We start from the raw sequence: 23,408 nt of genomic DNA on the forward strand, positions 1-23,408 counted from the left end.
TGCTCGCCTCAATGCTCCCGGGTGCGTGGACCGTTGAGCGGTTGCTATAGCGTGCTCGCGTCAAAAGGACGTACACACGCTCACGGGGGACTCCCACATGACCCATCCGCCGCAACAGGGCCCCGGCCCGTACGGTCAGCCCGGCCCGTACGCACAGCAGCCGCCGCAGGGGTATTCGCCCCAGCCGGGGTACGGGTACCCCCAGCAGCAGCCACAGCAGCCGTACCCGCCCCAGCAGCAACAGCAATGGTCCGCTCCCCCGCCGCCGGCTCCGGCTCCGCCGTCCCGGAGCGGGGGCATAGGCATCATGAAGATCCTCAAGGGCATCGGCGCCGTGGTCGTCCTCATCATGTGTGTGGTGGGCTACTTCGCGAGCCAGGACGACGCCGACCACGCGGAGGCCGGGGACTGCCTCAAGAACAACGGGTCCACGATCTCGCCCGACCTGCAGGTCGTGGAGTGCGGGGGCGCCGAGGCCACGTACAAGGTGGTCAAGGTGATCCCCGACACCCTGGACACCGCCCAGTGCAAGGGCACGTCGGACATCGGCTACCAGGAACAGACCCGCGGTGGACGGCGCAGCTCGGGCAAGCAGTTCGTGCTCTGCATCGACGAGATCAAGAAGTAGACGGGCGGCCGCGAGGCCCCGCGCGTAGGGGTGGGCCGGGTCGGGGGTGCGGGCCCGGCCCCCGGGCTGACCCGGGCCGGCGGGGTTGGCGTGTGCGGGTCAGAGCTGGGCGGCGGTGGAATGGGGCGGCGTCGCAGGTATCGCCAGCCGTAAACGAGGCCTACGGCCCACCCAGCTTCGACCCCCGCCTCATCGACGGATGCCCTTACCGCCAGCCTGGCCTGGAGCCCACCGACCCCACCCTCAAGACCTCAGTAATGGCGGACAGCGCCGGGCAGCAGGAGGCGCCTGGGGGCGGGACGTGTCAAGGCCCGGCCGGGTGGCTGCCGTCCGGTCGGCCTTGGTGTGTGGGGCTGCTACAGCTCGTCGCCCTCGACGTCTCCCTCGTGCACGAGGTCTTCCTCACGGCGGCGTTTGGTCTCTTCGTCCAGTTACGTTCGCCGCTCTTCGGGAGCCACGTACATACGCAGCCGTGCTCGCCCTGTACCAGGTTGTTCCGTGGCGGCGCGCCCCTGTTCCTCGGAGTCCGCCGTTGCCTCACGCCGTTCGGAGCTGTCAGATCGGGCAGACGCTGTTCCGCTGCGGGCGATGCCTGAGGCGGTGGTGCCGTCGTAATCGCGCTGGGGCGCGCTGGTGTCGACGTCCTCTTTGCCGCTGCGGGCGATGCCTGAGGCGGTCGTGTCGTCGTAGTGGAGCGAGGCCTCTGCAGTGGAGGCGTCGGTGACGGCCCGGGAGTCAGTGGGGGTCCGTCTGCCCTGGCCAGGCTGGCTGGCCTGCTGCCCGCCGTCCTCCCATTTGATGCCGTAGTGCTCGTACAGGCGGTGTTCCTCGTCAGATGAGAGAGCGCCCCCGGCGTCGACGTCGGCATTGGGGGCGTCTTTGACCGTGTCCTTGGCGTAGGGAACCTCAAGGTGGTCCTCGACCATGGTGGCCTCATGAAGGGGAACGAAAGATTCACTGGCGCCGAACAGACCCGTCTTGACGCTGACCCACTCGGGCTGGCCGGTGACAGCATCGAGGAAGATATGTTTGGCGTCGCCAATCTTGTTTCCAACGGCGTCATGGACCGAGTGGTCCAACACGGTGGCAATCTGTGCCTGAGTGATCATCTCGGTGTGCCTCCTGCCCACGCGGTCACCGTTTCGCCTAACCCGGAGGAATCGCGTGGAAGCACGCTTACGGAACTTTCCTTCCCATATTGGTCGGGTTTCTGGAATCCCGCTACCGCCCGCGCCTGTCTGCCCTCACGCGTCTCAGGCAGCCCCGGAAGGACCCGAGCAGGGCGGACAGGTGTGGTGGCGGGGCTCATCAGAGGCTCATGGCGGGGAGCACGCGCTGGCCCCGCCTTCCCACGGAGCGGCCGTTTCGCCGCCAATGTGACGGCTGGCGAGGACCGGCGGCTCCAGCTCCCCGGCCCGTCCCATTCCGGCCTAGGGAAGTGCGGGAACGCCGAAGGCGGCGGCCTCCGCGAAGACCGTCCCTTCGGTTGCGCTTCAGCGCAGGCGTCCGAGATGGATGACGCTGATCCGGACCTGCTGGTCGTTGATCTCGTACATCACGCGGCAGGCGCCGACATGGATGCGCAGCCGTCGGCGTTGCCGAACGCGCCATCGGGCCGGGGGTCGCCGACGAGGTGGTCGACGGCCGTGAAGACCGGCCGCAACCCGGCGGGGGCGTCCCTTGCGGAGAACTTTCCGCCTGGCCGAGGGCCTCGGGTTCCCAGATGACCTGGTGGCTCACGCCTCAGCTCCGCCGAACGCAGGGCCTCCGACCCACCCTCGGCATAACGCATACCACCGGCATACCGCAGGGGTCACCGACCGTCCCTACCCGATGCCAGACCGAAAACCTCAGTCGTACCACCCTGGACCGCCCGGAAAGGGCTTTTCAGGGTTCGGGGTGAGCCAGGCGGCCGAGCAGGGCTACCGCCTCGTCGAGGGGCACCGGCTGGAAGAACAGCGCGTCGGCGCGCTCGACCGCGGCAATCGCGCGCGGGGCCAGGTCGGCGCCGGTGTCGGTGACGCGCAGTCGCTTGGCGCGGGTGTCGGCCGGGTCGACTTCGCGCTCGATGAGTCCTTTCTGTTCCAGGGTGCGCAGCACCTGGGAGGTCATCTTGACGTCGGTGCCGGCCTGGCGGGCGAGGGTCAGCTGGTTGGGGTGCTCGCCCTGGGTGTTGAGCCACCAGGCGCAGGCGAGCAGCACGAACTGCACGTGGGTGAGACCGAGGGGGGCCAGGGCTGTGGCGATGTCACGCTGCCAGCGCAGTGTGGCGTGCCACAGCAGGAATCCTGGACTCTCGCCGGGGCTGAGAGGCATCAGCGCAGAGCCAGCCCGACCAGCGAGGCCATGGTGTCGGGCCAGTCGGCGGTGATGCCCGGGCCGATCTGCGGGCCGGCCTCGTCCGCGCCGGTGCCGGTGATCTCCATGCGGTAGACCACCCGGCTCCGGGCCTCGTCGACCCGGTCGATCCGGTGGACGGTGCGCAGCAGCAGGTCGCCGAAGCGGACCTCGTCGACGAACAGTTCACCTTCGACGACCTCGGCGACGCGCAGCAGTACCGGGTCGTCCCCGGCCGGCGTCATCGTGATCTCCGTGCCGACCGCGAACGGGCCGCTGATCTCGATCTTCTCGATCTCGGCGTTCCAGGTGCCCCAGTTCGCGACATCGGCCCAGAGTCGCCAGATCGCCTCGGGGGTGGCACCGGTCTCGATGCTGTGCTCGTACTCCCACATGCGGGGCCTCCTCGTCCAAATGATGTGTCCATAGATTATCTCCACGAAGACTATCTGTCGAGTGCCCTCCCTCGGGCAGCGACGCGACGGGGAGCGCGCCCTTGAGGGGCCGCGAAGACCGCCGCAGGCGGGGAGAGGGCAGCCACCACCAGAAGTGACCGGGACCGAGTGAACCCAGGGCCCCGGGGCTCAATTGGCCGGCCGGTCGCTCTCCTTCCGCCCGTTCCGGTCGCGGGGTTCGAACAGCTCCAGTACGTCCGGCGGCGCCGGGTAGTACGGCGCGCACGCCGTACAGGCGTAGACGTTGAAGCCCGGCCCGGAGCCGGCGTGCACCTCGGAGACGACCACCGGATTCGGGCTGAACCTCTCGCACCGCACGCACATGCGCAGGGGGAGGCGTTCGGGTACTGCCATCAGACCGCCCCCTGTCCGCTGACGACGTGCGCGTCCACATCGATGCCGAAGTCCGCCGCGAGCACCAGAGCGAGCCGACGGTGCCGCTGCTCGTGGGCCGTCAGGTACGGACGGACCAGAGCGGTGGCACCGCCGTCCAGCGGTGTGTCGAGCCCGTACGGCGAGCGCGGCGCCGGAAGGGGTGGCCGTACCCGTCCGGGTACGAGGCGCGTCACCCGGACGGGTTGGCAGGCGGCTACGGGGCGGCGGCCACGCGGCGCCAACAGCGGCCTCGCCCACCGGGCGAGCGCGCGGATAAGGTCGGTCATGTCGGTCTGCTCCATTCAGATCGGCCATGCCCCGGGACGGGTGCCTCCGTCACCGGGGCCCTGGCGTCATACGGTCCAGTGGTCGGCTGGATCGTCGAGCCACGCGCGGGTCCCGTCCGGGGTGACGGTGAGCCCGAATCGGTCGTGGTCCGGCCGCCCCCTTCGCTGCCACCATCGGTACGCGGTCTCTACTTCGTCCCACAACTGCCGGGGGCCCGACTGGTAGACCTCGTACATGTCGGCGTCCGGTACGAAATCCGCGGAGGCCCAGGACGCGGTGTCCGTGCTGTAGAGCCACAAGGTGTAAGCGCCCCCCTCGTAGCGCTCAGCGCGCCAGAAGGTGCCCCGAACACGCAGGCCGATCACGAACTGGGCAAGCCAGCCTCCGGTGGCCGCCGGGGAGAGAGCGGTCGTGCTCTTCCGGCCTTCGGCGGGCCAGGACCTGCCCTTCAGATAGGCGTCGAACGGCGGTCGCTGCCCCCGCTGTTGGCGAAGCCGCATGAAAGCGGAGGAGCGGGTGAAGTGACCCGTGGCCGTGCCGTCGCCGGAGACGACCAGCCGCACGATGTGCTCCCCTCCGTACTCCGGCCCCCAGGGGGCGAGGACGACCCCGCCGGCGCGGGTCTGTGAGACCCAGGGGTACGGGACGACTCCGACGGAACACGTGGCGATGACCCGGTCATACGGGGCTCGGTCGCCGTATCCGAGGCGGCCGTCCCCCACGACCACCGGCGGACGCAGTCCTGCCCGGTGCAGGTTCTCCTCCGCGCTCCGCGCTACGCCTTCGTCGTACTCGATGCTCACGACGTTGCCGTCACCGAGGCGGTGGGCGAGCAGTCCGGCATTCCAGCCCGTACCGGTGCCGATCTCCAGCACCCTGTGGCCCTCCTGGACGTCGAGGTCGGCGAGCATGGAGAAGACCATCCGCGGCATGGAGTTGGAGCTGGTGGGCATGGTGCCGAGACCGTCGCCCCGGTGCCGGCCGTCGTCCCACTGAGTCGTCAGCGGAATGTCGGAGTACACGGCGGCACGCCACGCCTGAGGGTCCTCTTCACGCGAGATGAGGGCTCGCTGGCGAGTGCCGTCGGGGATGCCCGGCCAGATGCGGTCCGGCACGAACAGCTCTCGGGGGACCGCCTTGAACGAAGGCAGCCAATCGGAGCTCAGCGCGCCCGCTTCGACGAGAAGGGAGGCAAGGTCCTCGGGCCGCGCCTCCTCCGCGCGCGTGGTCACCGGCCCTCTACTTCCCGGTGGTCGGGCCGGAGCCGTCGGAGGTGTTGCCACCTTCGTCGGACCCGCCGCCACCGTGTCCAGCCCCGCTGTTGGAGTCGTCCTGCTGGCTGCCGCCCTGACCGGATCCCGTGCCTCCGCCGTGCTGTCCACCCATGACCCTCTCCTCTCTTCGTACAGTGCGGTTGGCCCCGCCCTGCCATGACATCAAGTCAACTGGCCGCAACGGAAAGTGAGTACGGTGGGAGAGGCGCGGAACCTTGAAAGCCTTGAAAGTTCGGGGGAGCTCACCGTGACACGACCGACCCGCACGCCGAATACGTCTCTCGCCCGGCTCTTCGCCGAGACCGGATGGACCAACGGTCAGTTCGTCCGTGCGATCGGTCGAGCGGGCGTCGAGTCGGGAGTCAACGCGGATTACGACGAGTCCGCGGTCCCTCACTGGATGACGGGCACGATGCCCCGGAAGGCGGTTCGCCCACTCATCCTCGAAGCGCTGGCACGCAGGCTCAACAGGCCGATCACCGCTTTCGAGGCGGGATTCTCGACATCTCCCGATCTCTCGCCGGAACCTACGGATACCGTGGCAGGCCTGATCGACCTGGGGAGCGCGGACATGGACCCGTCGCGGCGGGCGGTGCTGGGAGCAGGGCTCTTTTCCGCCGCTCTGGCGATCCCCGGCTGGCCGGACGTGCTTGAGCGTTTCGCGCTGCTGCGCAGCGACCCGCACACCCGTATCGGATTCGCCGAGGTCGATGCGGTGGTTTCGATGACCGGGCACATAAGCGATATCGACGACCGTTTCGGCGGCCGGATGGCCCGCCCCCTGGCGGCCGCGTTCCTCGTCAACACGATCGCTCCGTACCTGAAGGCCGCAGCGCCGGACGAGGTACGGAGGGCCATGCTCTCCGCTGCCTCCGATCATCTGTACCTCACGGGGTACATGGCGATGGACGAACGCGCGGACGGCCTGGCTCAGCGGTATTACACCAAGGCCCTGGAGCTGGCGGGGGCCGCGGGCGATCACCTGACCTACTGCACGACCCTGCGCGGGATGAGTGTGCAAGCAGTCGACCTCGGTCACGGACAGACGTCCGTGCGGCTCGCGGACGCCGCATCCGCCGCCGCCCCGCAGGCCGGTCCTCGGATGCTGGCGTTCCTGACCGGGCAGCAGGCCCACGCAGCGGCACGGACGGGCGACCGGACTCGGGCGCTACGGAAGGTCAAGGAAGCCGAGGACGCGATGGAGAAGGCCGAATCCCGCGCGAAGGCGTTCGGCTCCTACGATCCCTCCTCGCTGAACTACCACATCGGGCAAGTCCGATATGAACTGGGCGACGTCAGGGGTTCGATCGAGTCCCTCGAGCTGGCGAACCGCTTGCGGGAGCCCGTCTTCCGGCGCACACGCGTCCGGTACAACGCGATGCTCGCCGAGCGGAAGCTCGAGATCGGCCGGCTCGAAGAGGCATGCATCGACTGGCACCAGGCCCTCGACGACTATCCGCACGTTCAGTCCGGCCGCTGTGACGACCGGGTCCGGGTCATGATTTCCGCCATCCGTCCGTACCTGCAGAACGCGCCCGCCCGGGAGCTGTACGACCGGGCGCGTCCCATGCTCAGGGCGCAGAGCGTGTGAGGGACTTCCCGGGTGGGACCGCGGCCGACGTACGGGAGGGGGTCGGGGTCGCAGGTGGGGGGTGTCCGGACGTAAAGCACCGGAGCTCGCGCGGAGCGCGGTGAGGCTGCAGTCCGGGCACCCCCCACCGGAGGCCCCGGCCCCCGCCACCACCCACGCTCCGATGCCGGGCTACGCGTGCCGCATGTCGCAGAGATGCGGTGGTCGGTCCGGGATCAGGAGTGGGGTGCGGTGCCGGCCAGGGCGTCCTCGACGGCGGGGCCGTCCAGCACGCGGGGAGTCTGGGTGCGGTAGGAGTGGCCGAGCTCCGGGCCGAGGCCGAAGTAGTGGCGGAAGTTGTAGATGAGGGGGCTCCACGCGGCCGGGTCGATGTGGTCGGTGCCGGGGACGGCGATGCGGCAGTCGGCGTGGACCTTGCGCACGATGGCCTCGACGATGACGCATTCTCCGGAGACGTCCGGCCGCACCCGTTCCGCGTGGGCCTCCAGCTGGATCGGGCATTCGGCGACGCGAGGCGGCCTCACCACCAGGGAGGGCACGCTGCTCAGCCCGGCCGCGGCGAACTTGTCCGGTTCGAAGCGGCAGCCCATGGGCTTGGTGGAGGGCACGGGATGACGGCCGGTCAGCGGCGCCAGCCGCTCCACCGCCGGCCACTGGTCCGGGGCCGGCAGGCTGATCACCAGATCGGGCCTGCTGCGGAGGTTGTGCGCGGTCTGGCCGTCGCGGCCCAGCCCGAGCACGACGGTCCGGCCCAGTGCCCAGGCGGAGGACATCGGGGCGAGATTGAAGGACCCGTCCTCGTTCTCCGTCGACAGGAGCACCACTGGCGTTCCGAAGTACAGGATGCTCGGTTCGATCACCCGGTGGGAAATGTTCATGGCGGGCAGCCTAGGAACCGGACGTTTCGGCCCGGGCCGAAGTGTCACGAGTCAAGGGACGCACGCGGGGACGGGGACAACCTGAGAGGCCGGCCCCCCGGACGGAGTCCGGGGGGGCCGGGCCCCAGTCGCGGCGCCGCCGTCGTCAGAAGCGGCGGCGCGGCATCGATTCCAAGGTGGCTCGGACCACCTCCTCCGCCACGTCCTGGACCAGTTCCGCGCCCCTCGGCCCGTCGAGGACGAACGCCAGCCCCTGTTCCGCCTTCTTGTCGAGCCGCATCAGGGCCATCAGTTCCGACGCCGTCGGCCCCTCCGGGAGCTCCGTCGGCAGGCCGTAGCCCGAGACGATCTCCAGGTGCGTGGCGACCCGGCCTCCGTCGATGCGGCCCAGGGCTCCGGCCAGGCGGCCCGCGAAGACCGTGCCGATGGCGACCGCCTCGCCGTGCTTGAGGGCGAAGTCCGTCGCGATCTCGAGGGCGTGGCCCAGCGTGTGCCCGTAGTTGAGGAGGTGGCGCGGGCCGGCGTCCCGCTCGTCGGTCATCACGACGGACGCCTTGAGCGCGACGCTCGCCGCGATCTGCTGGTGCAGCGGAAGGTGCCTGAGGTCGCCGGCGCCGATGAACGCGGCCCGCGCCAGCTCCCCGTAGCCGTTGATCATTTCCCGTTCCGGGAGCGTGCTCAGGTAGTCCGTGTCGCACAGGACCGCCTTGGGCTGCCAGTACGTCCCGACGAGGTTCTTCCCCTCGGGGAGGTTCACCGCCGTTTTCCCGCCGATGCTCGCGTCGACCTGGGCGAGCAGGGAGGTCGGCAGATGGATGACGGGGACCCCACGGTGGAAGAGGGCCGCGGCGAGGCCCACCGTGTCCGTGGTGGTCCCCCCGCCGCAGCTGATCACCACGTCCTGCCGGGTGAGCCCGAACCCGGCGAAGGCACGGCAGAGTTCGTCGACGGTGACGAGGTTCTTGTCGACCTCGCCGTCGCGGGCCCGGATCAGCAGGGACGGTACGCCGGGGTCGGGCACCCAGTCCTCGGGGCGGGCGGAGACGACCACCACGCGGTGGGCGCCGGTCTCCGCGACGATCCCGGGGAGCAGGTGCCGTACTCCGGGGCCGATGTGGACGGTGTACGAGCGGTCGCCGAGGTCGACGTCGACGCTCCTTCGTTCGCCCGGGTCCGTGGACGAGGCGCCGGTCTCCGGCGCGGTCATCAAGGCCATGGAGGTCCTCCCGTGGTGGGTTGTCGTTCCGGTCACGCCGTCTGGAAGACCGGTAGGGGTGAAGCGAGGGCGGACTCGGGGGCGGTCCGCAGGATCAGCGCGGCGAGCGCTTCGGACTCCTGGGACACACCGAGCCGCTGGTGGGTCAGGTGTGTGTGCTCGAACAGCAGGTAGTTGCCGGGGAGTTCGCCGGAGACCTCCTGGTCGCCGACGGCCGTGTCGAGGGTGCGCAGGTAGGCGCGCCAGGCCTCGGACGTGCGCTCGTCGGCGACGGACACCGGCAGGGCGGCCGGGGCCGCGAGCCGGTCGCGGCCCTCGACGGTGGCTCTGCGGCCGAGTTCCAGGCGTAGGTCGGGACGTATTCCGGAGGCCCAGTGCTGCCAGCAGAGGAAGAGGAACGCGGACCGGTCGGCGGCCGGGACGAGGGCGGCGACGTGCCGCAGGTGCAGGACGGCGAGGTCGAGCCGGTCCTCGGCACACAGTCCGCCCGCCTCGCCGACGGCCAGCGCGAGTTCGCTGGATCTCATGGACAGTTCGTCGGTGAACGCGGGCCTGCGCTCCTCGTAGCGGTGGAACATGCGGGTGCCCGTACGGTCCGCCTCGGTGAGGAGCGTCCCGAGGACGTACCGCGTGGTCCGCTCGTCGGCGCTCAGCCACAGTTCGGTTCCGGGTGTGCCGGAGGCGTCCCGCAGCGGGTGGAAGAACCAGTGCCCGGCCCGGCCGTCGCGGAGCGGGGCGAGCGCCCCGGTGATGTCGGCGGGCAGCCGCGGGGCCAGGGCGGCGCCCTGGTCGGCCCAGGCCTGGCCGGACAGCCGGCAGTACAACCAGTTGCGCGTCACTGCGGATCACCTCGGTGTGAGTCGAATGAATCGAATGAATCGGATGAGTCGGTTGAGTCGGTTGAGTCGGTTGAGTCGAACGAGCCGAACGAGCCGAATCCTGCGGAGAGATCGAATTTCTCTGACGGACACCTTGCCTTTTGCGGGCGACCCGGTAATCTCCAGCCGGGACAGGGCCCCTGAGGTGAGATTAGGGTCCGGGGTTATCGCCTTCCATTCTCTGGGGGGACAAGCTTCGAGCCACTGCGAATGAGGGCGGTCCTAGGGGGGCTGTCTGGGGTCTCCACTCCTCCGTACGGAACAAGACTGAGCCGCACAGCGCGACTTCTGTCTTTCCGAACAAGGGGTGGATCGGTAATGCTGCGTACCGAACTGATACGACCGTTGCCCGAACTACTGAAGGCGCATGCGCATTCCTTCGGGAACAAGACGGCTTTCAGTGACGGCCGGCGAAGCGTCGGATACGCCGAATTGGAGGCCCGTACCGGCCGGCTGGCCGGGCATTTCGCGGAGCTCCGCCTCCAGCCCGGTGACCGGGCGGCGATCCTGCTCGGCAACCGGGTGGAGACCGTTGAGAGTTATCTCGCGATCACCCGGGCCGGCGCGATCGGCGTACCGCTCAACCCCCGTTCGACCGAGGCGGAGCTGGCCTATCTGCTCGCGGACAGCGGCGCACGGCTCCTCATCACCGATGCCGCGCACCTGGACCAGGTGCGCCCGGTGCTGGAGAGCGGCCAGTCGCTGCGGATCGTCGTGGTCGGTGACGAGGGCGTCCCGTCCGGGGCGCCCTCCGACTGCGTTCCGTACGAGCGGCTCGCCACCACCGAGCCCGCCGCGCCCGCCCGCGACGACCTGGGCCTGGACGACGTGGCCTGGCTGCTCTACACCTCCGGGACCACCGGCAGGCCGAAGGGCGTCCTCTCCACGCAGCGCAACTGCCTCTGGTCGGTGGCCGCCTGCTACGCGCCGGTGCCCAACCTGACGCCCGAGGACCGGGTGCTGTGGCCGCTGCCCCTCTTCCACAGCCTGTCGCACATCTTCTGCGTGCTCGCCGTCACCGCGGTCGGCGCGTCGGCCCGGATCGTCGACGGTTTCTCCGCCGAGGAGGTCCTGCAGGGCCTGGCCGAGGACAATTCGACGTTCCTGGGCGGCGTGCCGACGATGTACCACTATCTGGTCCGGGCGGCCCGTGAACGCGGCTTCCGCGCCCCGGCGCTGCGGATGTGCCTGGTCGGCGGCGCGATCACCACCGCGTCGCTGCGGCAGTCCTTCGAGGAGTCCTTCGGCGCGCCGCTGCTCGACGCGTACGGCTCGACCGAGACCTGCGGCTCGATCACCATCAACTGGCCGACGGGCGCCCGGGTCGAGGGCTCCTGCGGGCTGCCCGTGCCCGGTCTCAACGTGCGCCTCGTCGACCCGGAGACGGGTGCGGAGGTCGGCACCGACGAGGAGGGCGAGGTCTGGGTCAGCGGCCCGAACGTCATGGCCGGCTACCACAACAAGCCTGAGGAGACCGCGGCCGCGCTGCGCGACGGCTGGTACCGCACCGGAGACCTGGCCCGCCGCGACGAGGCGGGGTACTTCACCGTCACCGGCCGCATCAAGGAAATGATCATCCGGGGCGGGGAGAACATCCACCCGGGCGAGGTCGAGGACGTCCTGCGTCAGGTGCCGGGCGTCGCGGACTGCGCCGTCGTGGGCAAGCCGCACGACATCCTCGGCGAGGTGCCGGTGGCGTTCATCGTGCCGTCGGCGGAGGGCTTCGACCCCGAGGCGCTGTTCACGGCCTGCCGGGAGCAGCTCGCGTACTACAAGGTGCCCGAGGAGCTGTACGAGATCGAGGAGGTGCCCCGCACCCAGTCCGGGAAGGTCACCCGTCTCGCGCTCCTCGACCGCCCGGGCCGTCTGCGGGCGGCCGGCAGCAGCCACTTCGAGGCGCTGCTGCGCCTGGACTGGATCCCGCTGCCGTCCGTCCCGACCGCCACGGCGGTCACCGGCGACTGGGCCGTCGTCGGCGCGGACGCGGCGCCCTTCACCGCGTCGGGCATCCGCACCGACGCCTTCGACGACCTGGCCGCCCTGCGCGCCTCTTTCGCGCAGGGCCGCCAAGTGCCCGAGGTGACCGTGCTGAACCTGGCGGGAATCACGCCCGCCCCGGCCGGGCGCGCCGGACGCGTCTCCCCCGAGGTCGCCGTCGCCGACGCCGCCGACAGCGTGGTCACCGCGCTCGCCGAGGCCGTCGAGCCGTGGCTCGCGGACGAGCGGACCGCCGGGTCGCGTGTGGTGGTCGTCGTACGCCGAGCGGTGTCGACCGGCGCCGGGACCGACACGCCCGACCTGGCGCAGGCCGCCGCCTGGGGCTACGCGAGCGCTCTGCAGGCCGCGCACCCGGGCCGCATCGTCCTCGCCGACCTGGACGAACCCCTCGCCTCCGACGAGGTCGCGGGCGGCCCCGTGGCCGCCGCGCTGCTCGCCGCCGTCGGCTCGGGCGAGGACCGCCTCGCCGTACGGGACGGTCTCGTCCTGCAGCCCCGGCTCGCCCGGGTCTCCGCCGCCGTCGAGGACACCCCCCGCCCGCTCGTCGACCCGCAGGGCACGACGCTCGTCACCGGGGCCGACGGCGCCCGGGGCATCGCCGTCGCCCGGCATCTCGTCGCCGCGCACCAGGCCCGGCATCTGCTGCTGATCAGCGCCCAGGGCGAGGCCGACCCGGCCGCCGCCGCGCTCCGCGACGAACTCACCGGCCTCGGCGCCACCGTCGCCCTGCACGCCTGCGACCTCACCGACCGGGACGCGCTGACGGGCGTACTGGCCCAGTCCGTCCGCCCGGTCACCACCGTCGTGCACGCGCCCGACCCGGAGGACTTCTGGCCGGGGGCGCCGCTGCGCGCCACCGTCGAGGGCACGCTCCACCTCCATGAGCTGACCCGCGCCGCACAGCCCTCCGCGTTCGTGCTGTTCTCGTCCGCCGACAGCCTGATCGGCATCCCCGGCGACCCGGGGCAGGCGGCCGCCGACGCGTTCGTGCAGGCGCTCGCCCAGCACCGTGTCTCGCGCGGTCTGCCGGCGCAGGCGCTGGCGTTCGGGCCGTGGGAGCTGCCGGACACCGCCACGGGCGGCACGCGTGCGGGCATCGGCGCCCTGCCCACCCGTACCGGCCTCGCCATGTTCGACGCGGCCCGACTGGCCGGTCCCGCCTGCCTGTTCCCGGTCAAGCTGGACACCGCCACGCTGCACCGCGACGCCGTACCCTCCCTCTTCGACGATCTCATCGACGCCGCCCCGCGCGCCTCCGAGGCCGACGACAGCCGCGCCGCCGCGCTCCGTGAGCGCCTGGACGCGCTGCCCGAGGACGGCGGCGTACGGATGCTCCTGGAGCTGGTCCGCACCGAGGCGGCTCGCACCGCGGAGCTCGACGGGCCGGGTGCGGTCGGCGCCGAACGCGCCTTCAAGGCGCTCGGCTTCACCTCCGTGCACGCGGTGGAGCTGCGCAACCGGCTCACCGAGGCGACGGGTCTGCGGCTGCCCGCCACCCTCGCCTTCGACCACCCGACCCCGGCCGCCGTGGCCCGGTACCTGCGCGCCCAGCTGGTGAAGGACGCCGGCCCGGACACCGGGCTCGTCCCCGTCGGCAGCGGATACGACGACGAGCCGATCGCCATCGTCGCCATGGGCTGCCGGCTGCCCGGCGGGGTCACCTCGCCCGAGGAGCTGTGGCAGCTCGTCTCCGACGGGGTCGACGCGGTCTCCGCGTTCCCCGACGACCGTGGCTGGGACCTGGAGAAGCTGTACGACCCCGACCCGGCCCACACCGGCACCTCGTACGTCCGCGAGGGCGGATTCCTCTACAACGCGGGCGAGTTCGACGCCGGGTTCTTCGGCATCTCACCCCGTGAGGCCCTCGCCACCGACCCGCAGCAGCGGCTCCTCCTGGAGACCGCGTGGGAGACCTTCGAGCGCGCCAAGATCGACCCGGCGGGCCTGCGGGGCGCCGCCGTCGGTGTCTTCGCCGGTGTGATGTACCACGACTACGGCTCCCAGCTGGGTCAGGCGCCCGAGGGCACCGAGGGGTACATCGGCATCGGTACGGCGGGCAGCGTCGTCTCCGGCCGTATCTCGTACACCCTGGGTCTCGAGGGCCCCGCCGTCACCGTCGACACCGCGTGCTCCTCCTCGCTGGTCGCCCTGCACCTCGCCGCGCAGGCCGTCCGCAGCGGCGAGTGCACGATGGCGCTGGCGGGCGGTGTGGCGGTGATGGCGACCCCGTCGTCGTTCGTGGAGTTCTCCCGCCAACAGGGCCTGGCCACCGACGGGCGCTGCAAGGCGTTCGCGTCGGCCGCCGACGGCACCGGCTGGGCGGAGGGCGCCGGACTGATTCTCCTGGAGCGTCTCTCCGACGCCCGGCGCAACGGTCACCCCGTCCTCGCCGTGATCCGCGGCAGCGCCATCAACCAGGACGGCGCCTCCAACGGTCTGACGGCGCCCAGCGGCCCGGCCCAGCAGCGGGTCATCAAGCAGGCCCTCGCCAACGCCGGCCTCGGCACCCTCGACGTCGACGCCGTCGAGGCGCACGGCACCGGCACGACGCTGGGCGACCCGATCGAGGCGCAGGCGCTGCTCGCCACCTACGGCCAGGGCCGGCCCGAGGACCAGCCGCTGTGGCTGGGCTCGCTGAAGTCGAACATCGGCCACGCGCAGTCCGCCGCCGGTGTCTCCGGTGTCATCAAGATGGTCGAGGCCATCCGCAACGGCGTCCTGCCCCGGACCCTCCACATCGACGAGCCGAGCGCGCACGTCGACTGGTCGGCGGGCGCGGTGGAGCTGCTGTCCGAGGCGCGCCCGTGGCCGGAGACCGGCCGGCCGCGCCGCGCCGGCATCTCGTCCTTCGGCGTGAGCGGCACCAACGCGCACGTCATCATCGAGCAGCCGCCGGCCGTGGAAGCACCCGAGCCCGAGGGCGAGACGCGTGAACTGGACGCCGTGCCATGGGTGTTGTCGGCCGGTGCGGCCGAGGCACTGCCCGCGCAGGCCGCGCGGCTCTCCGCCTATCTGGAGGACCGGCCGGAGCTCGGCCACCAGGACGTCGCCCTGGCGCTGGCCACGACCCGCGCCGCCCTCGAACACCGGGCCGTGGTCACGGCCGCCGATCGTGAATCGGCCCTCGCCGAACTGCGGGCCCTCGCCCAGGGCCGCACCGGCGCGGCGACGACGCTCGACAAGCCGTCGGACGGAGCCCTGGCGTTCCTGTTCACGGGGCAGGGTGCGCAGCGGGCCGGGATGGGACGCGAGCTCTACGCTGCGTTCCCCGCGTTCGCCGAGGCCTTCGACACGGTCTGCGCCGAGCTGGACCAGCACCTGGACGGATCCCTCGCCGAAGTCATCACCAGCGGCGAAGGCCTCAACGACACCGGCTGGACCCAGCCCGCGCTCTTCGCCATCGAAGTCGCCCTCTTCCGCCTCTACGAATCCTGGGGCGTCCGCCCCGACTACCTCGCCGGCCACTCCGTCGGCGAAATCGCCGCCGCACATGTGGCAGGCATCCTCACACTCACCGACGCCGCAACGCTCATCACCGCACGCGGCAAACTCATGCAAGCCCTCCCCCAAGGCGGCACCATGGCCGCCCTCGCCCTCACCGAGCAGCAGACGCAGGACCTGATCGAAGGACTCGAAGACACCGTCTCCATCGCCGCCGTCAACGGACCCACCTCCGTCGTCATCTCCGGCGAACAGACAGCAGTCCTCGACATCGTCAAAAAGGTCAAGGACAACGGCGGCCGCGCCAAGCAGCTCACCGTCTCCCACGCCTTCCACTCACCCCTCATGGACCCGATGCTCGACGACTTCCGAACCGTCGTCACCGGACTCACCTTCACCCCGCCCCACATCCCCCTCATCACCGGCGGAACCGAACACGACATCCTCACCCCCGACTACTGGATCCACCACGTCCGCGACGCCGTCCACTTCACCGACCGCGTCACCACCCTCGCCGATCAAGGCGTCACCACCTACCTCGAACTCGGCCCCGACGCCATCCTCACCGCCATGGCCGCCGAAACCCTCGACGGTGACCCGGTCCTCGTCCCCTCGCTGCGCCGGAACCAGGACGAGCCCTCCACCCTCGTGACGGCCCTCGGCCGTCTCCACGGGCGTGGTGTCTCCGTCGACTGGTCCGCGTTCTTCGCCGGCACCGGCGCCCGCCCGGTCGATCTCCCGACCTACGCCTTCCAGCGCGAGCGCTACTGGCTGGACGCCCCCGCCGCCGTGGCGCCGGCCGACGGCCAGGGCGGCGCGGCGCACTCGGAGTCCCGGTTCTGGGAGGTCGTCGAGAGCGGTGACCTGGACGCCCTGAGCGAGACGCTCGGCGGCGGGGACAGCGCCTCGCTGGGCGCGGCCCTGCCCATCCTCGCGGACTGGCGACGCGCCGAGCGGCTGCGGACGACCCTGGATTCCTGGACGTACCGGGTCTCCTGGAAGCGGCTGCCCAAGGACAGCGGCCCGGTTCTGTCCGGGGTGTGGCTGGCGGTCGTGCCGGCCGGTCTCGCCGACGGTCCCGCAGCCGCCGTGCTGGACGGACTGCGGGCCCAGGGAACCGAGTTCACGGTGTACGAGGCCGGGACGGACCCGGAGGCGTACGGAGACGGTCTTCGCGCCGCGCTGGAAGAAGCCGCGGTTCGGGCCGAGTTGGGCGGTGTCCTGTCGCTGCTCGCGCTGGACACCCGGCCGCACCCGGAGCACCCGGCGCTGACCCGTGGTCTCGCCGCGCTCGCCCGGCTGCTTCCCGCGCTCGACGAGGCCGGTGCGACCGCGCCCGTCTGGTCGCTGACCCGGGGCGCCGTGAGCGCAGGGCCCGACGGGCGGGTCGAGGACCCGGCGCAGGCTCTGGTCTGGGGCTTCGGTGTGGCGGCGGCGCTGGAGTACCCGCGTCTGTGGGGCGGCATCGTCGACCTGCCGGGAACGGACGGCCTCGACCGCAGGACCGTTCAGCGGCTCGCGCTCGCGCTCGGCGGGGCGGAGGGCGAGGACCAGCTCGCGGTCCGCGCATCGGGGGTCTTCGCGCGCCGTCTGGTGCGCGCCCCGCAGCGGGGCACGGCCACCGAGTGGTCGCCGCACGGCACGGTCCTGGTGACCGGTGGTACGGGCGGGGTCGCCGCGCAGATCGCGCGGAGGCTGGCCCGCAGCGGCGCCGAGCATCTGATCCTGACCAGCCGTCGCGGCGCCGCCGCCGAAGGTGTCGCCGAACTGGCGGCGGAGCTGCAGGAGTTCGGGGCTCAGGTCACCGTCGCCGCGTGCGACGTGACCGACCGGTCGTCGCTGGCCGCCGTCCTGGACTCCGTACCGGTCGGGCTGCCGCTGACCGCCGTCGTGCACGCGGCGGGTGTCGGGCAGACCGGTTCGGTCGCCGACACCGGTCCCGAGGAGATGAACCGCATCCTCGCGGGCAAGGTCCTGGGCGCCGCGCACCTGGACGACCTGCTCGCCGACCAGCCGCTGGACGCGTTCGTGCTGATCTCGTCGAGCGCCGGCGTGTGGGGCGGTGGCGGGCAGAGCTCGTACGCGGCCTCCAACGCCTTCCTCGACGCCCTCGCCGAGCGACGCCGGGCCCAGGGACGAGCGGCGACGTCGATCGCCTGGGGTTCGTGGGGCGGGGCCGGGATGGGCGCCGCCGACGGGTCGGCCGAGCGGATGCGCCGCCTCGGTGTGCCGCCGATGGACCCGGACCTGGCCGCGACGGCGCTGATGCGTGCGGTCGGGCGGGGCGAGACGACGGTCGCCGTCGCGGACGTGGAGTGGTCGCGGTTCGCTCCCGGCTTCACCGCGGCGCGGCCGAGCGCCTTCATCGGTGAACTGCCCGAGGTCGTGGACGCGCTGCGCGAGGACGAGGTCCCGGCAGCCGGCGGGAGCGGGGGCGGTTCGTTCGCGGACCGTATCGCCGCGCTGCCGGAGGCCCGGCGGGCGGACGCCGTCCTGGAGTTGGTGCGCGAGGCGGCGGGAGCCGTACTCGGCTACAACAACGGCTCGGCCGTGGCGCCGGAGAAGACCTTCAAGGAGCTCGGCTTCGACTCCATGACGGCGGTCGAGCTCCGCAACCGGCTGAACGCCTCCACCGGGGTGCGCCTCTCCCCCACCCTGGTCTTCGACCACCCGACGCCGCAGCGGCTCGCCGCGCATCTGCTCGCCGAGTCCGGCGCCGGCGCCACCCCGTCCGCCGCGCCCGCGGTCACGGCGAGGGCGGTGCTGGACGACGACCCGATCGCGATCGTGTCGATGGCCGGCCGCTTCCCCGAGGGTCTCGACTCCCCGGAGGAGCTGTGGCAGCTGCTGGCCGAGGGCCGGAACGCGCTGGGCGACTTCCCGGACAACCGCGGCTGGGACGTCGACGGGCTGTACGACCCCGAGCCCGGCACCCCGGGCAAGACGTACTCGGTGAAGGGGTCGTTCCTGCGGGACGCCGACCAGTTCGACGCCGCGTTCTTCGGGATCTCGCCGCGTGAGGCGCTCGCCATGGACCCGCAGCAGCGAGTGATCCTCGAGACGGCGTGGGAGGCCTTCGAGCGCGGCGGCATCGACATCACCGCGCTGCGCGGCAGCCGGACCGGAGTCTTCGTCGGCGCCTTCCACACCGGCTACGCGGTCGGTACGGACAACGAGGAGGTCGACGGCTACACCGCGACCGGCAACCAGCCGAGCGTGCTGTCGGGCCGTGTCTCCTACACCTTCGGGTTCGAGGGCCCGGCGGTCACCGTCGACACGGCGTGCTCGTCGTCACTCGTCGCCCTGCACCTGGCGGCGCAGGCCGTGCGCAACGGCGAGGTCGACATGGCGCTGGCCGGTGGTGTGACGATCCTCGCCTCGCCGGACGGGTTCGTGGAGTTCTCGCGGCAGCGGGGGCTCGCCACCGACGGGCGCTGCAAGGCGTTCGCGTCGGGCGCCGACGGCACCGGCTGGTCGGAGGCGGCGGGTCTGCTGCTGATCGAGCGCCTGTCGGACGCCCGGCGCAACGGCCATGAGGTCCTCGCGGTCCTGCGCGGCAGCGCGATCAACCAGGACGGCGCGTCCAACGGTCTCACCGCCCCCAACGGCCCCTCGCAGCAGCGGGTGATCCTTCAGGCGCTGGCGGACGCGGGCCTCTCGCCCGCCGAGGTCGACCTGGTCGAGGCACACGGCACGGGCACCAAGCTGGGCGACCCGATCGAGGCGCAGGCGCTGCTCGCCACCTACGGCCAGGGCCGGCCGGAGGGTCAGCCGCTGTGGCTCGGCTCCTCCAAGTCGAACATGGGGCACTCCCAGGCCGCGGCCGGCGTCACCGGGATCATCAAGGTGATCATGGCGATGCGACATGGCATCCTGCCGAAGACCCTCCACATCACCGAGCCGACGCCGCACGTCGACTGGTCGGCGGGCGCGGTGGAACTGCTCACCGAGGCCCGCGAGTGGCCGGAGACCGGCCGGCCGCGCCGCGCCGGCATCTCGTCCTTCGGCGTGAGCGGCACCAACGCGCACGTCATCATCGAGCAGGCACCGGCCGAGGAGCCCACGGAGGCCGAAGAGGCTCAGGAACTGCCAGTGCTGGATTGGCAGTTGGCAGGATCGACTCCCGCCGCGCTGCGGGCGCAGGCCGCGCGTCTGCTCGACTTCGCCCGTGAGCGGGACGCCCGGGCGGTGGGCCGCGCGCTCACCCGGCGCCCCGCCCTCGACCACCGCGCGGTGGTCGTCGGCGGCGACCGCGCGGAGCTGCTGTCGGGCCTGGAGGCGCTGGCTGCCGGGACGGGCTCGGCACACACGGTCACCGGGTCTCCGGTGGCGGGCAAGCTCGCCTTCCTGTTCACGGGGCAGGGTGCGCAGCGGGCCGGGATGGGACGCGAGCTCTACGCTGCGTTCCCCGCGTTCGCCGAGGCCTTCGACACGGTCTGCGCCGAGCTGGACCAGTACCTGGACGGATCCCTCGCCGAAGTCATCACCAGCGGCGAAGGCCTCAACGACACCGGCTGGACCCAGCCCGCGCTCTTCGCCATCGAAGTCGCCCTCTTCCGCCTCTACGAATCCTGGGGCGTCCGCCCCGACTACCTCGCCGGCCACTCCGTCGGCGAAATCGCCGCCGCACATGTGGCAGGCATCCTCACACTCACCGACGCCGCAACGCTCATCACCGCACGCGGCAAACTCATGCAAGCCCTCCCCCAAGACGGCACCATGGCCGCCCTCGCCCTCACCGAGGAGCAGACGCAGGACCTGATCGAAGGACTCGAAGACACCGTCTCCATCGCCGCCGTCAACGGACCCACCTCCGTCGTCATCTCCGGCGAACAGACAGCAGTCCTCGACATCGTCAAAAAGGTCAAGGACAACGGCGGCCGCGCCAAGCAGCTCACCGTCTCCCACGCCTTCCACTCACCCCTCATGGACCCGATGCTCGACGACTTCCGAACCGTCGTCACCGGACTCACCTTCACCCCGCCCCACATCCCCCTCATCACCGGCGGAACCGAACACGACATCCTCACCCCCGACTACTGGATCCACCACGTCCGCGACGCCGTCCACTTCACCGACCGCGTCACCACCCTCGCCGATCAAGGCGTCACCACCTACCTCGAACTCGGCCCCGACGCCATCCTCACCGCCATGGCCGCCGAAACCCTCGACGGGATCGGAGGCGACACCGCTCTCACGGTCCCGGCCCTCCGCCGGAACCAGGACGAGGTACGGGCCGCCGCCCTGGCGCTCGGCACGCTCCACACCCGGGGCGTCCCGACCGACCGGAACGCCCTGCACACCACGGACGCGGAACGCCCGGGGGACCGGCTCCGGTTGCCGACGTACGCCTTCCAGCGCGAGCGCTACTGGCTCGACCCGGCCGCTCCCTCCGGGGACGTCGGTTCCGTCGGGCTCGGCGAGCCGGACCACCCGCTGCTGGGCGCGGTGACCGTGCTTCCCGACTCCGGTGGCGTGCTGGCCTCGGGCCGGCTGTCCCTCGCCACGCACCCGTGGCTGGCCGACCACACGATCGCGGGCACGGTGCTGCTGCCCGGTACCGCGCTCGTGGAGCTGGCCGTGCGCACCGGGGACGAGGTGGGCAGCCCGCACCTGGAGGAGATGATCGTCGAGGCGCCGCTGGTCGTCCCGGCCAAGGGCGGGGTCCAGGTCCAGGTGGTCGCGTCCGGCGAGGACGCGAGCGGGCGCCGTACGGTCGGGATCTACTCCCGTACGGACGGCTCGGCGCCGGACGTGCCGTGGACGCGGCACGCGAGCGGGTCGCTGGCCGGTGCCTCCGTCCCGCCCGGCCGGGACCTGACGGTCTGGCCGCCCACCGGGGCCGAAGCGGTCCCCACGGACGGCTTCTACGAGCGGCTGGGCGAGGGCGGATTCGCCTTCGGCCCGCTGTTCCAGGGCCTGCGGAAGGTGTGGACGCGCGGCGAGGAGGTCTTCGCCGAGGTGTCCGTGGAGGATGCCGCCGCCGGGCGCTTCGGGCTTCACCCGGGGCTCCTCGACTCGGCGCTGCACGCCGCCGCCTTCGCCCCGTCACGGGCCGGCGACGACCGGACCCGGCTGCCGTTCGCCTGGAACGGAGTGACCCTGCACGCCTCGGGCGCCACCGCGCTGCGGGTGCTGATCGCACCGGCCGGCGCCGACGGGTTCTCGGTGACGGCGGCGGACGCGACCGGCGCGCCGGTCGCCTCGGTCGGGTCGCTCGTCTACCGCGAGGTGTCCGCCGATCAGCTGGGCGGCGCGGGCAACGCGGCACGGGACGCGCTGTTCCGTACGGAGTGGGCCCCCGTCGCGCTCTCGACGGCCCGCGCCGCGGAAACATGGACCCGGTTCGACGCCTCGGCGGACGCCGAGCTTCCTGTGCCGGCCCGTGTCCGCGCCCTGACCGGTCAGGTCCTGGCCGCGGTGCAGGAGTTCGTGGAGGACCCGGCGAAGGACGGCACGACCCTGGTCGTGACCGTGGACCGGAACGACCCGGCGTCGACGGCGGTGCGAGGTCTGCTGCGCACCGCGCAGCTCGAGTACCCCGACCGGGTCGTGCTGGTCGAGCTGGACGCCTCGGGCGCCTCCCGGCAGGCGCTGGACGCGGTCGCGGCGTCGGGCGAGCCGCACCTGGCTCTCACCGAGGGTGCGGCGACGGCTCCGCGACTGGCGAGGACGGTCCCCGCCGACGGCGAGGCCGAAGGGACCTTGAGCCCGGACAGCGTGGTGCTGGTCACCGGCGGCACCGGTTCGCTGGGCGCGCTGTTCGCCCGGCACCTGGTCACCTCGTACGGCGTGCGGCGGCTGGTGCTCACCAGCAGGCGCGGCCGGGCTGCCGACGGCACGGACCGGCTGATCGCCGAACTGAGCGGCCTGGGTGCCGAGTCGGTGGCGGTGGAGGCGTGCGACGTCTCCGACCGGGACGCCGTGCGACGGCTGCTCGACGCGCACCCGGTCACCGCCGTGGTGCACACCGCCGGCGTGCTGGACGACGGCACGCTCGCCTCGCTCACCCCCGAGCGGTTCGACACGGTCCTCACCCCCAAGGCCGACGGCGCGTGGAACCTGCACGAGCTCACGGCCGGCCGGGACCTGGAGGCCTTCGTCCTCTTCTCGTCGGTGTCGGGCACGCTCGGCAACCGCGGCCAGGCCAACTACGCCTCCGCCAACGCCTTCCTGGACGGTCTCGCCGCGCTGCGGCGGGCCCAGGGGCTTCCGGCCACCTCGCTGGCATGGGGTCTGTGGGAACAGGTCGGTGGTATGGCGTCGACCCTGGAGGCCGGCGACCAGCGCCGGGCCGCCCGGGACGGGATGCGGGCCCTCACCGCCGAGGAGGGCCTCGCCCTCTTCGACGCGGCCCTGCGGTCCCCGGAGGCCGCTCTCGTACCCGCCAAGCTCGATCTGGCCGCTTACGCACGCCAGCAGCCCGTTCCGGCGCTGCTCCACGGTCTCGTGCGGCCCGCCCGCAAGCAGGCGGCGGCCGCCGCGGCCGAGCAGGGAGCCGAGTCGTTCGCCGACCGGCTGGCGAAGCTGGCCGAGAGCGAGCGGGAGGCCGCGGTCCTCACGCTCGTACGGACCGAGGCGGCGGTCGCGCTCGGGCACTCCGGTGCCGAAGCGGTGCAGCCGGAGCAGGCGTTCAAGAACCTCGGGTTCGACTCGCTCGCGGCGGTGGAGCTGCGCAACCGGCTCACCGCCACCACCGGAATCCGGCTCCCGGCGACGCTCGTCTTCGACTACCCGACGCCGCAGGCGCTGGCCCGTCAGCTCCAGGAGCAGCTGGCGCCCGCGCCGCAGGCTCCGGCGTCGGCGACCGCGTCCGAAGTGCTGGCCGAGCTGGAGCGTCTGGAGCGGGTGCTGGCCGCGACCGTCCTGGACGACGGCCGGCAGTCCGAACTGGCTCTGCGGCTTCAGACCCTGGCCGCGCAGTGGGGCGGCAAGGCCCCCCTCGCGGCCGACGACAGCGGTATCGATCTCGACTCCGCGAGTGACGACGAGCTCTTCGACCTCATCGACAGCGAACTCGGGCTGTCCTGACCGGCAGACCTCACCTCA

General features: G+C 71.9%; 13 protein-coding genes. 3 read left to right on the top strand and 10 right to left on the bottom strand.

The features are described from left to right. Positions 1 to 97 precede the first annotated feature (97 nt). Positions 98 to 628, top strand: a complete 531-nt coding sequence (locus ACZ5VC_RS04665; RefSeq protein ID WP_469118619.1) for an LppU/SCO3897 family protein — start codon at positions 98 to 100, stop codon at positions 626 to 628. 431 nt (positions 629 to 1,059) lie between these two features. Here the strand turns inward: ACZ5VC_RS04665 and ACZ5VC_RS04670 are convergent, their stop codons facing one another. From ACZ5VC_RS04670 to ACZ5VC_RS04700, 7 genes are all read right to left on the bottom strand, one after another. Next, positions 1,060 to 1,737: a DUF2382 domain-containing protein gene (locus ACZ5VC_RS04670; protein ID WP_469118620.1), complete on the bottom strand. Its 678-nt coding sequence runs from the start codon at positions 1,735 to 1,737 to the stop codon at positions 1,060 to 1,062. A 778-nt stretch (positions 1,738 to 2,515) separates the two neighbouring features. Continuing rightward, positions 2,516 to 2,944 (bottom strand): MarR family winged helix-turn-helix transcriptional regulator, encoded by a 429-nt coding sequence (locus ACZ5VC_RS04675; protein ID WP_469118621.1) that lies wholly within the window; start codon positions 2,942 to 2,944, stop codon positions 2,516 to 2,518. Then, entirely contained in the window at positions 2,944 to 3,360 is a 417-nt protein-coding gene (locus ACZ5VC_RS04680; protein WP_469118622.1) for an SRPBCC family protein, read from the bottom strand. The genes ACZ5VC_RS04675 and ACZ5VC_RS04680 overlap by 1 nt, the downstream gene beginning before the upstream one ends. 189 nt (positions 3,361 to 3,549) lie before the next feature. Next, the gene (locus ACZ5VC_RS04685) at positions 3,550 to 3,774 is read right to left on the bottom strand and encodes a hypothetical protein (RefSeq protein ID WP_469118623.1); all 225 of its coding nucleotides are present in this window, start codon (positions 3,772 to 3,774) and stop codon (positions 3,550 to 3,552) included. Beyond that, complete coding sequence (locus ACZ5VC_RS04690) at positions 3,774 to 4,082, bottom strand: hypothetical protein (protein WP_469118624.1); 309 nt, start codon at positions 4,080 to 4,082, stop codon at positions 3,774 to 3,776. Before ACZ5VC_RS04690 ends, ACZ5VC_RS04685 begins: the two co-directional genes overlap by 1 nt. A 66-nt stretch (positions 4,083 to 4,148) precedes the next feature. Further along, positions 4,149 to 5,315, bottom strand: a complete 1,167-nt coding sequence (locus tag ACZ5VC_RS04695) for a methyltransferase domain-containing protein (protein WP_469118625.1) — start codon at positions 5,313 to 5,315, stop codon at positions 4,149 to 4,151. Between the two features lie 7 nt (positions 5,316 to 5,322). Then, positions 5,323 to 5,469 carry a hypothetical protein gene (locus tag ACZ5VC_RS04700; RefSeq protein ID WP_469118626.1) on the bottom strand — a complete coding sequence of 49 codons (147 nt, stop codon included), beginning with the start codon at positions 5,467 to 5,469 and terminating at the stop codon, positions 5,323 to 5,325. Between the two features lie 135 nt (positions 5,470 to 5,604). Here ACZ5VC_RS04700 and ACZ5VC_RS04705 point away from each other — a divergent pair, with 135 nt between their 5' ends. Next, a complete protein-coding gene (locus ACZ5VC_RS04705; protein ID WP_469118627.1) occupies positions 5,605 to 6,948 on the top strand; it encodes a tetratricopeptide repeat protein in 1,344 nt (447 codons plus the stop codon). Between the two features lie 215 nt (positions 6,949 to 7,163). Here the strand turns inward: ACZ5VC_RS04705 and ACZ5VC_RS04710 are convergent, their stop codons facing one another. The 3 genes from ACZ5VC_RS04710 to ACZ5VC_RS04720 all read right to left on the bottom strand — a co-directional run bounded on the left by ACZ5VC_RS04710 (position 7,164) and on the right by ACZ5VC_RS04720 (position 9,881). Beyond that, positions 7,164 to 7,826, bottom strand: a complete 663-nt coding sequence (locus ACZ5VC_RS04710) for a flavin reductase family protein (protein WP_469118628.1) — start codon at positions 7,824 to 7,826, stop codon at positions 7,164 to 7,166. A 145-nt stretch (positions 7,827 to 7,971) separates the two neighbouring features. Further along, positions 7,972 to 9,033 carry a 3-dehydroquinate synthase family protein gene (locus tag ACZ5VC_RS04715; RefSeq protein WP_469118936.1) on the bottom strand — a complete coding sequence of 354 codons (1,062 nt, stop codon included), beginning with the start codon at positions 9,031 to 9,033 and terminating at the stop codon, positions 7,972 to 7,974. A gap of 41 nt (positions 9,034 to 9,074) precedes the next feature. Further along, entirely contained in the window at positions 9,075 to 9,881 is an 807-nt protein-coding gene (locus ACZ5VC_RS04720; protein WP_469118629.1) for a hypothetical protein, read from the bottom strand. A gap of 357 nt (positions 9,882 to 10,238) precedes the next feature. Between ACZ5VC_RS04720 and ACZ5VC_RS04725 the strand changes: the two genes are divergently transcribed. Continuing rightward, on the top strand, positions 10,239 to 23,390 hold the full coding sequence (locus ACZ5VC_RS04725; RefSeq protein WP_469118630.1) for a type I polyketide synthase: 13,152 nt from the start codon (positions 10,239 to 10,241) through the stop codon (positions 23,388 to 23,390). Positions 23,391 to 23,408 lie beyond the last annotated feature (18 nt).

It is taken from the genome of Streptomyces sp. NPDC033174 (assembly GCF_055577795.1).

Excerpts from the sequence above, each read along its gene's own strand:
- ACZ5VC_RS04665 (WP_469118619.1), top strand. The coding sequence starts at position 98 with ATGACCCATCCGCCGCAACAGGGCCCCGGCCCGTACGGTCAGCCCGGC.
- ACZ5VC_RS04670 (WP_469118620.1), bottom strand. The coding sequence starts at position 1,737 with ATGATCACTCAGGCACAGATTGCCACCGTGTTGGACCACTCGGTCCAT.
- ACZ5VC_RS04675 (WP_469118621.1), bottom strand. The coding sequence starts at position 2,944 with ATGCCTCTCAGCCCCGGCGAGAGTCCAGGATTCCTGCTGTGGCACGCC.
- ACZ5VC_RS04680 (WP_469118622.1), bottom strand. The coding sequence starts at position 3,360 with ATGTGGGAGTACGAGCACAGCATCGAGACCGGTGCCACCCCCGAGGCG.
- ACZ5VC_RS04685 (WP_469118623.1), bottom strand. The coding sequence starts at position 3,774 with ATGGCAGTACCCGAACGCCTCCCCCTGCGCATGTGCGTGCGGTGCGAG.
- ACZ5VC_RS04690 (WP_469118624.1), bottom strand. The coding sequence starts at position 4,082 with ATGACCGACCTTATCCGCGCGCTCGCCCGGTGGGCGAGGCCGCTGTTG.
- ACZ5VC_RS04700 (WP_469118626.1), bottom strand. The coding sequence starts at position 5,469 with ATGGGTGGACAGCACGGCGGAGGCACGGGATCCGGTCAGGGCGGCAGC.
- ACZ5VC_RS04710 (WP_469118628.1), bottom strand. The coding sequence starts at position 7,826 with ATGAACATTTCCCACCGGGTGATCGAACCGAGCATCCTGTACTTCGGA.
- ACZ5VC_RS04715 (WP_469118936.1), bottom strand. The coding sequence starts at position 9,033 with ATGACCGCGCCGGAGACCGGCGCCTCGTCCACGGACCCGGGCGAACGA.
- ACZ5VC_RS04725 (WP_469118630.1), top strand. The coding sequence starts at position 10,239 with ATGCTGCGTACCGAACTGATACGACCGTTGCCCGAACTACTGAAGGCG.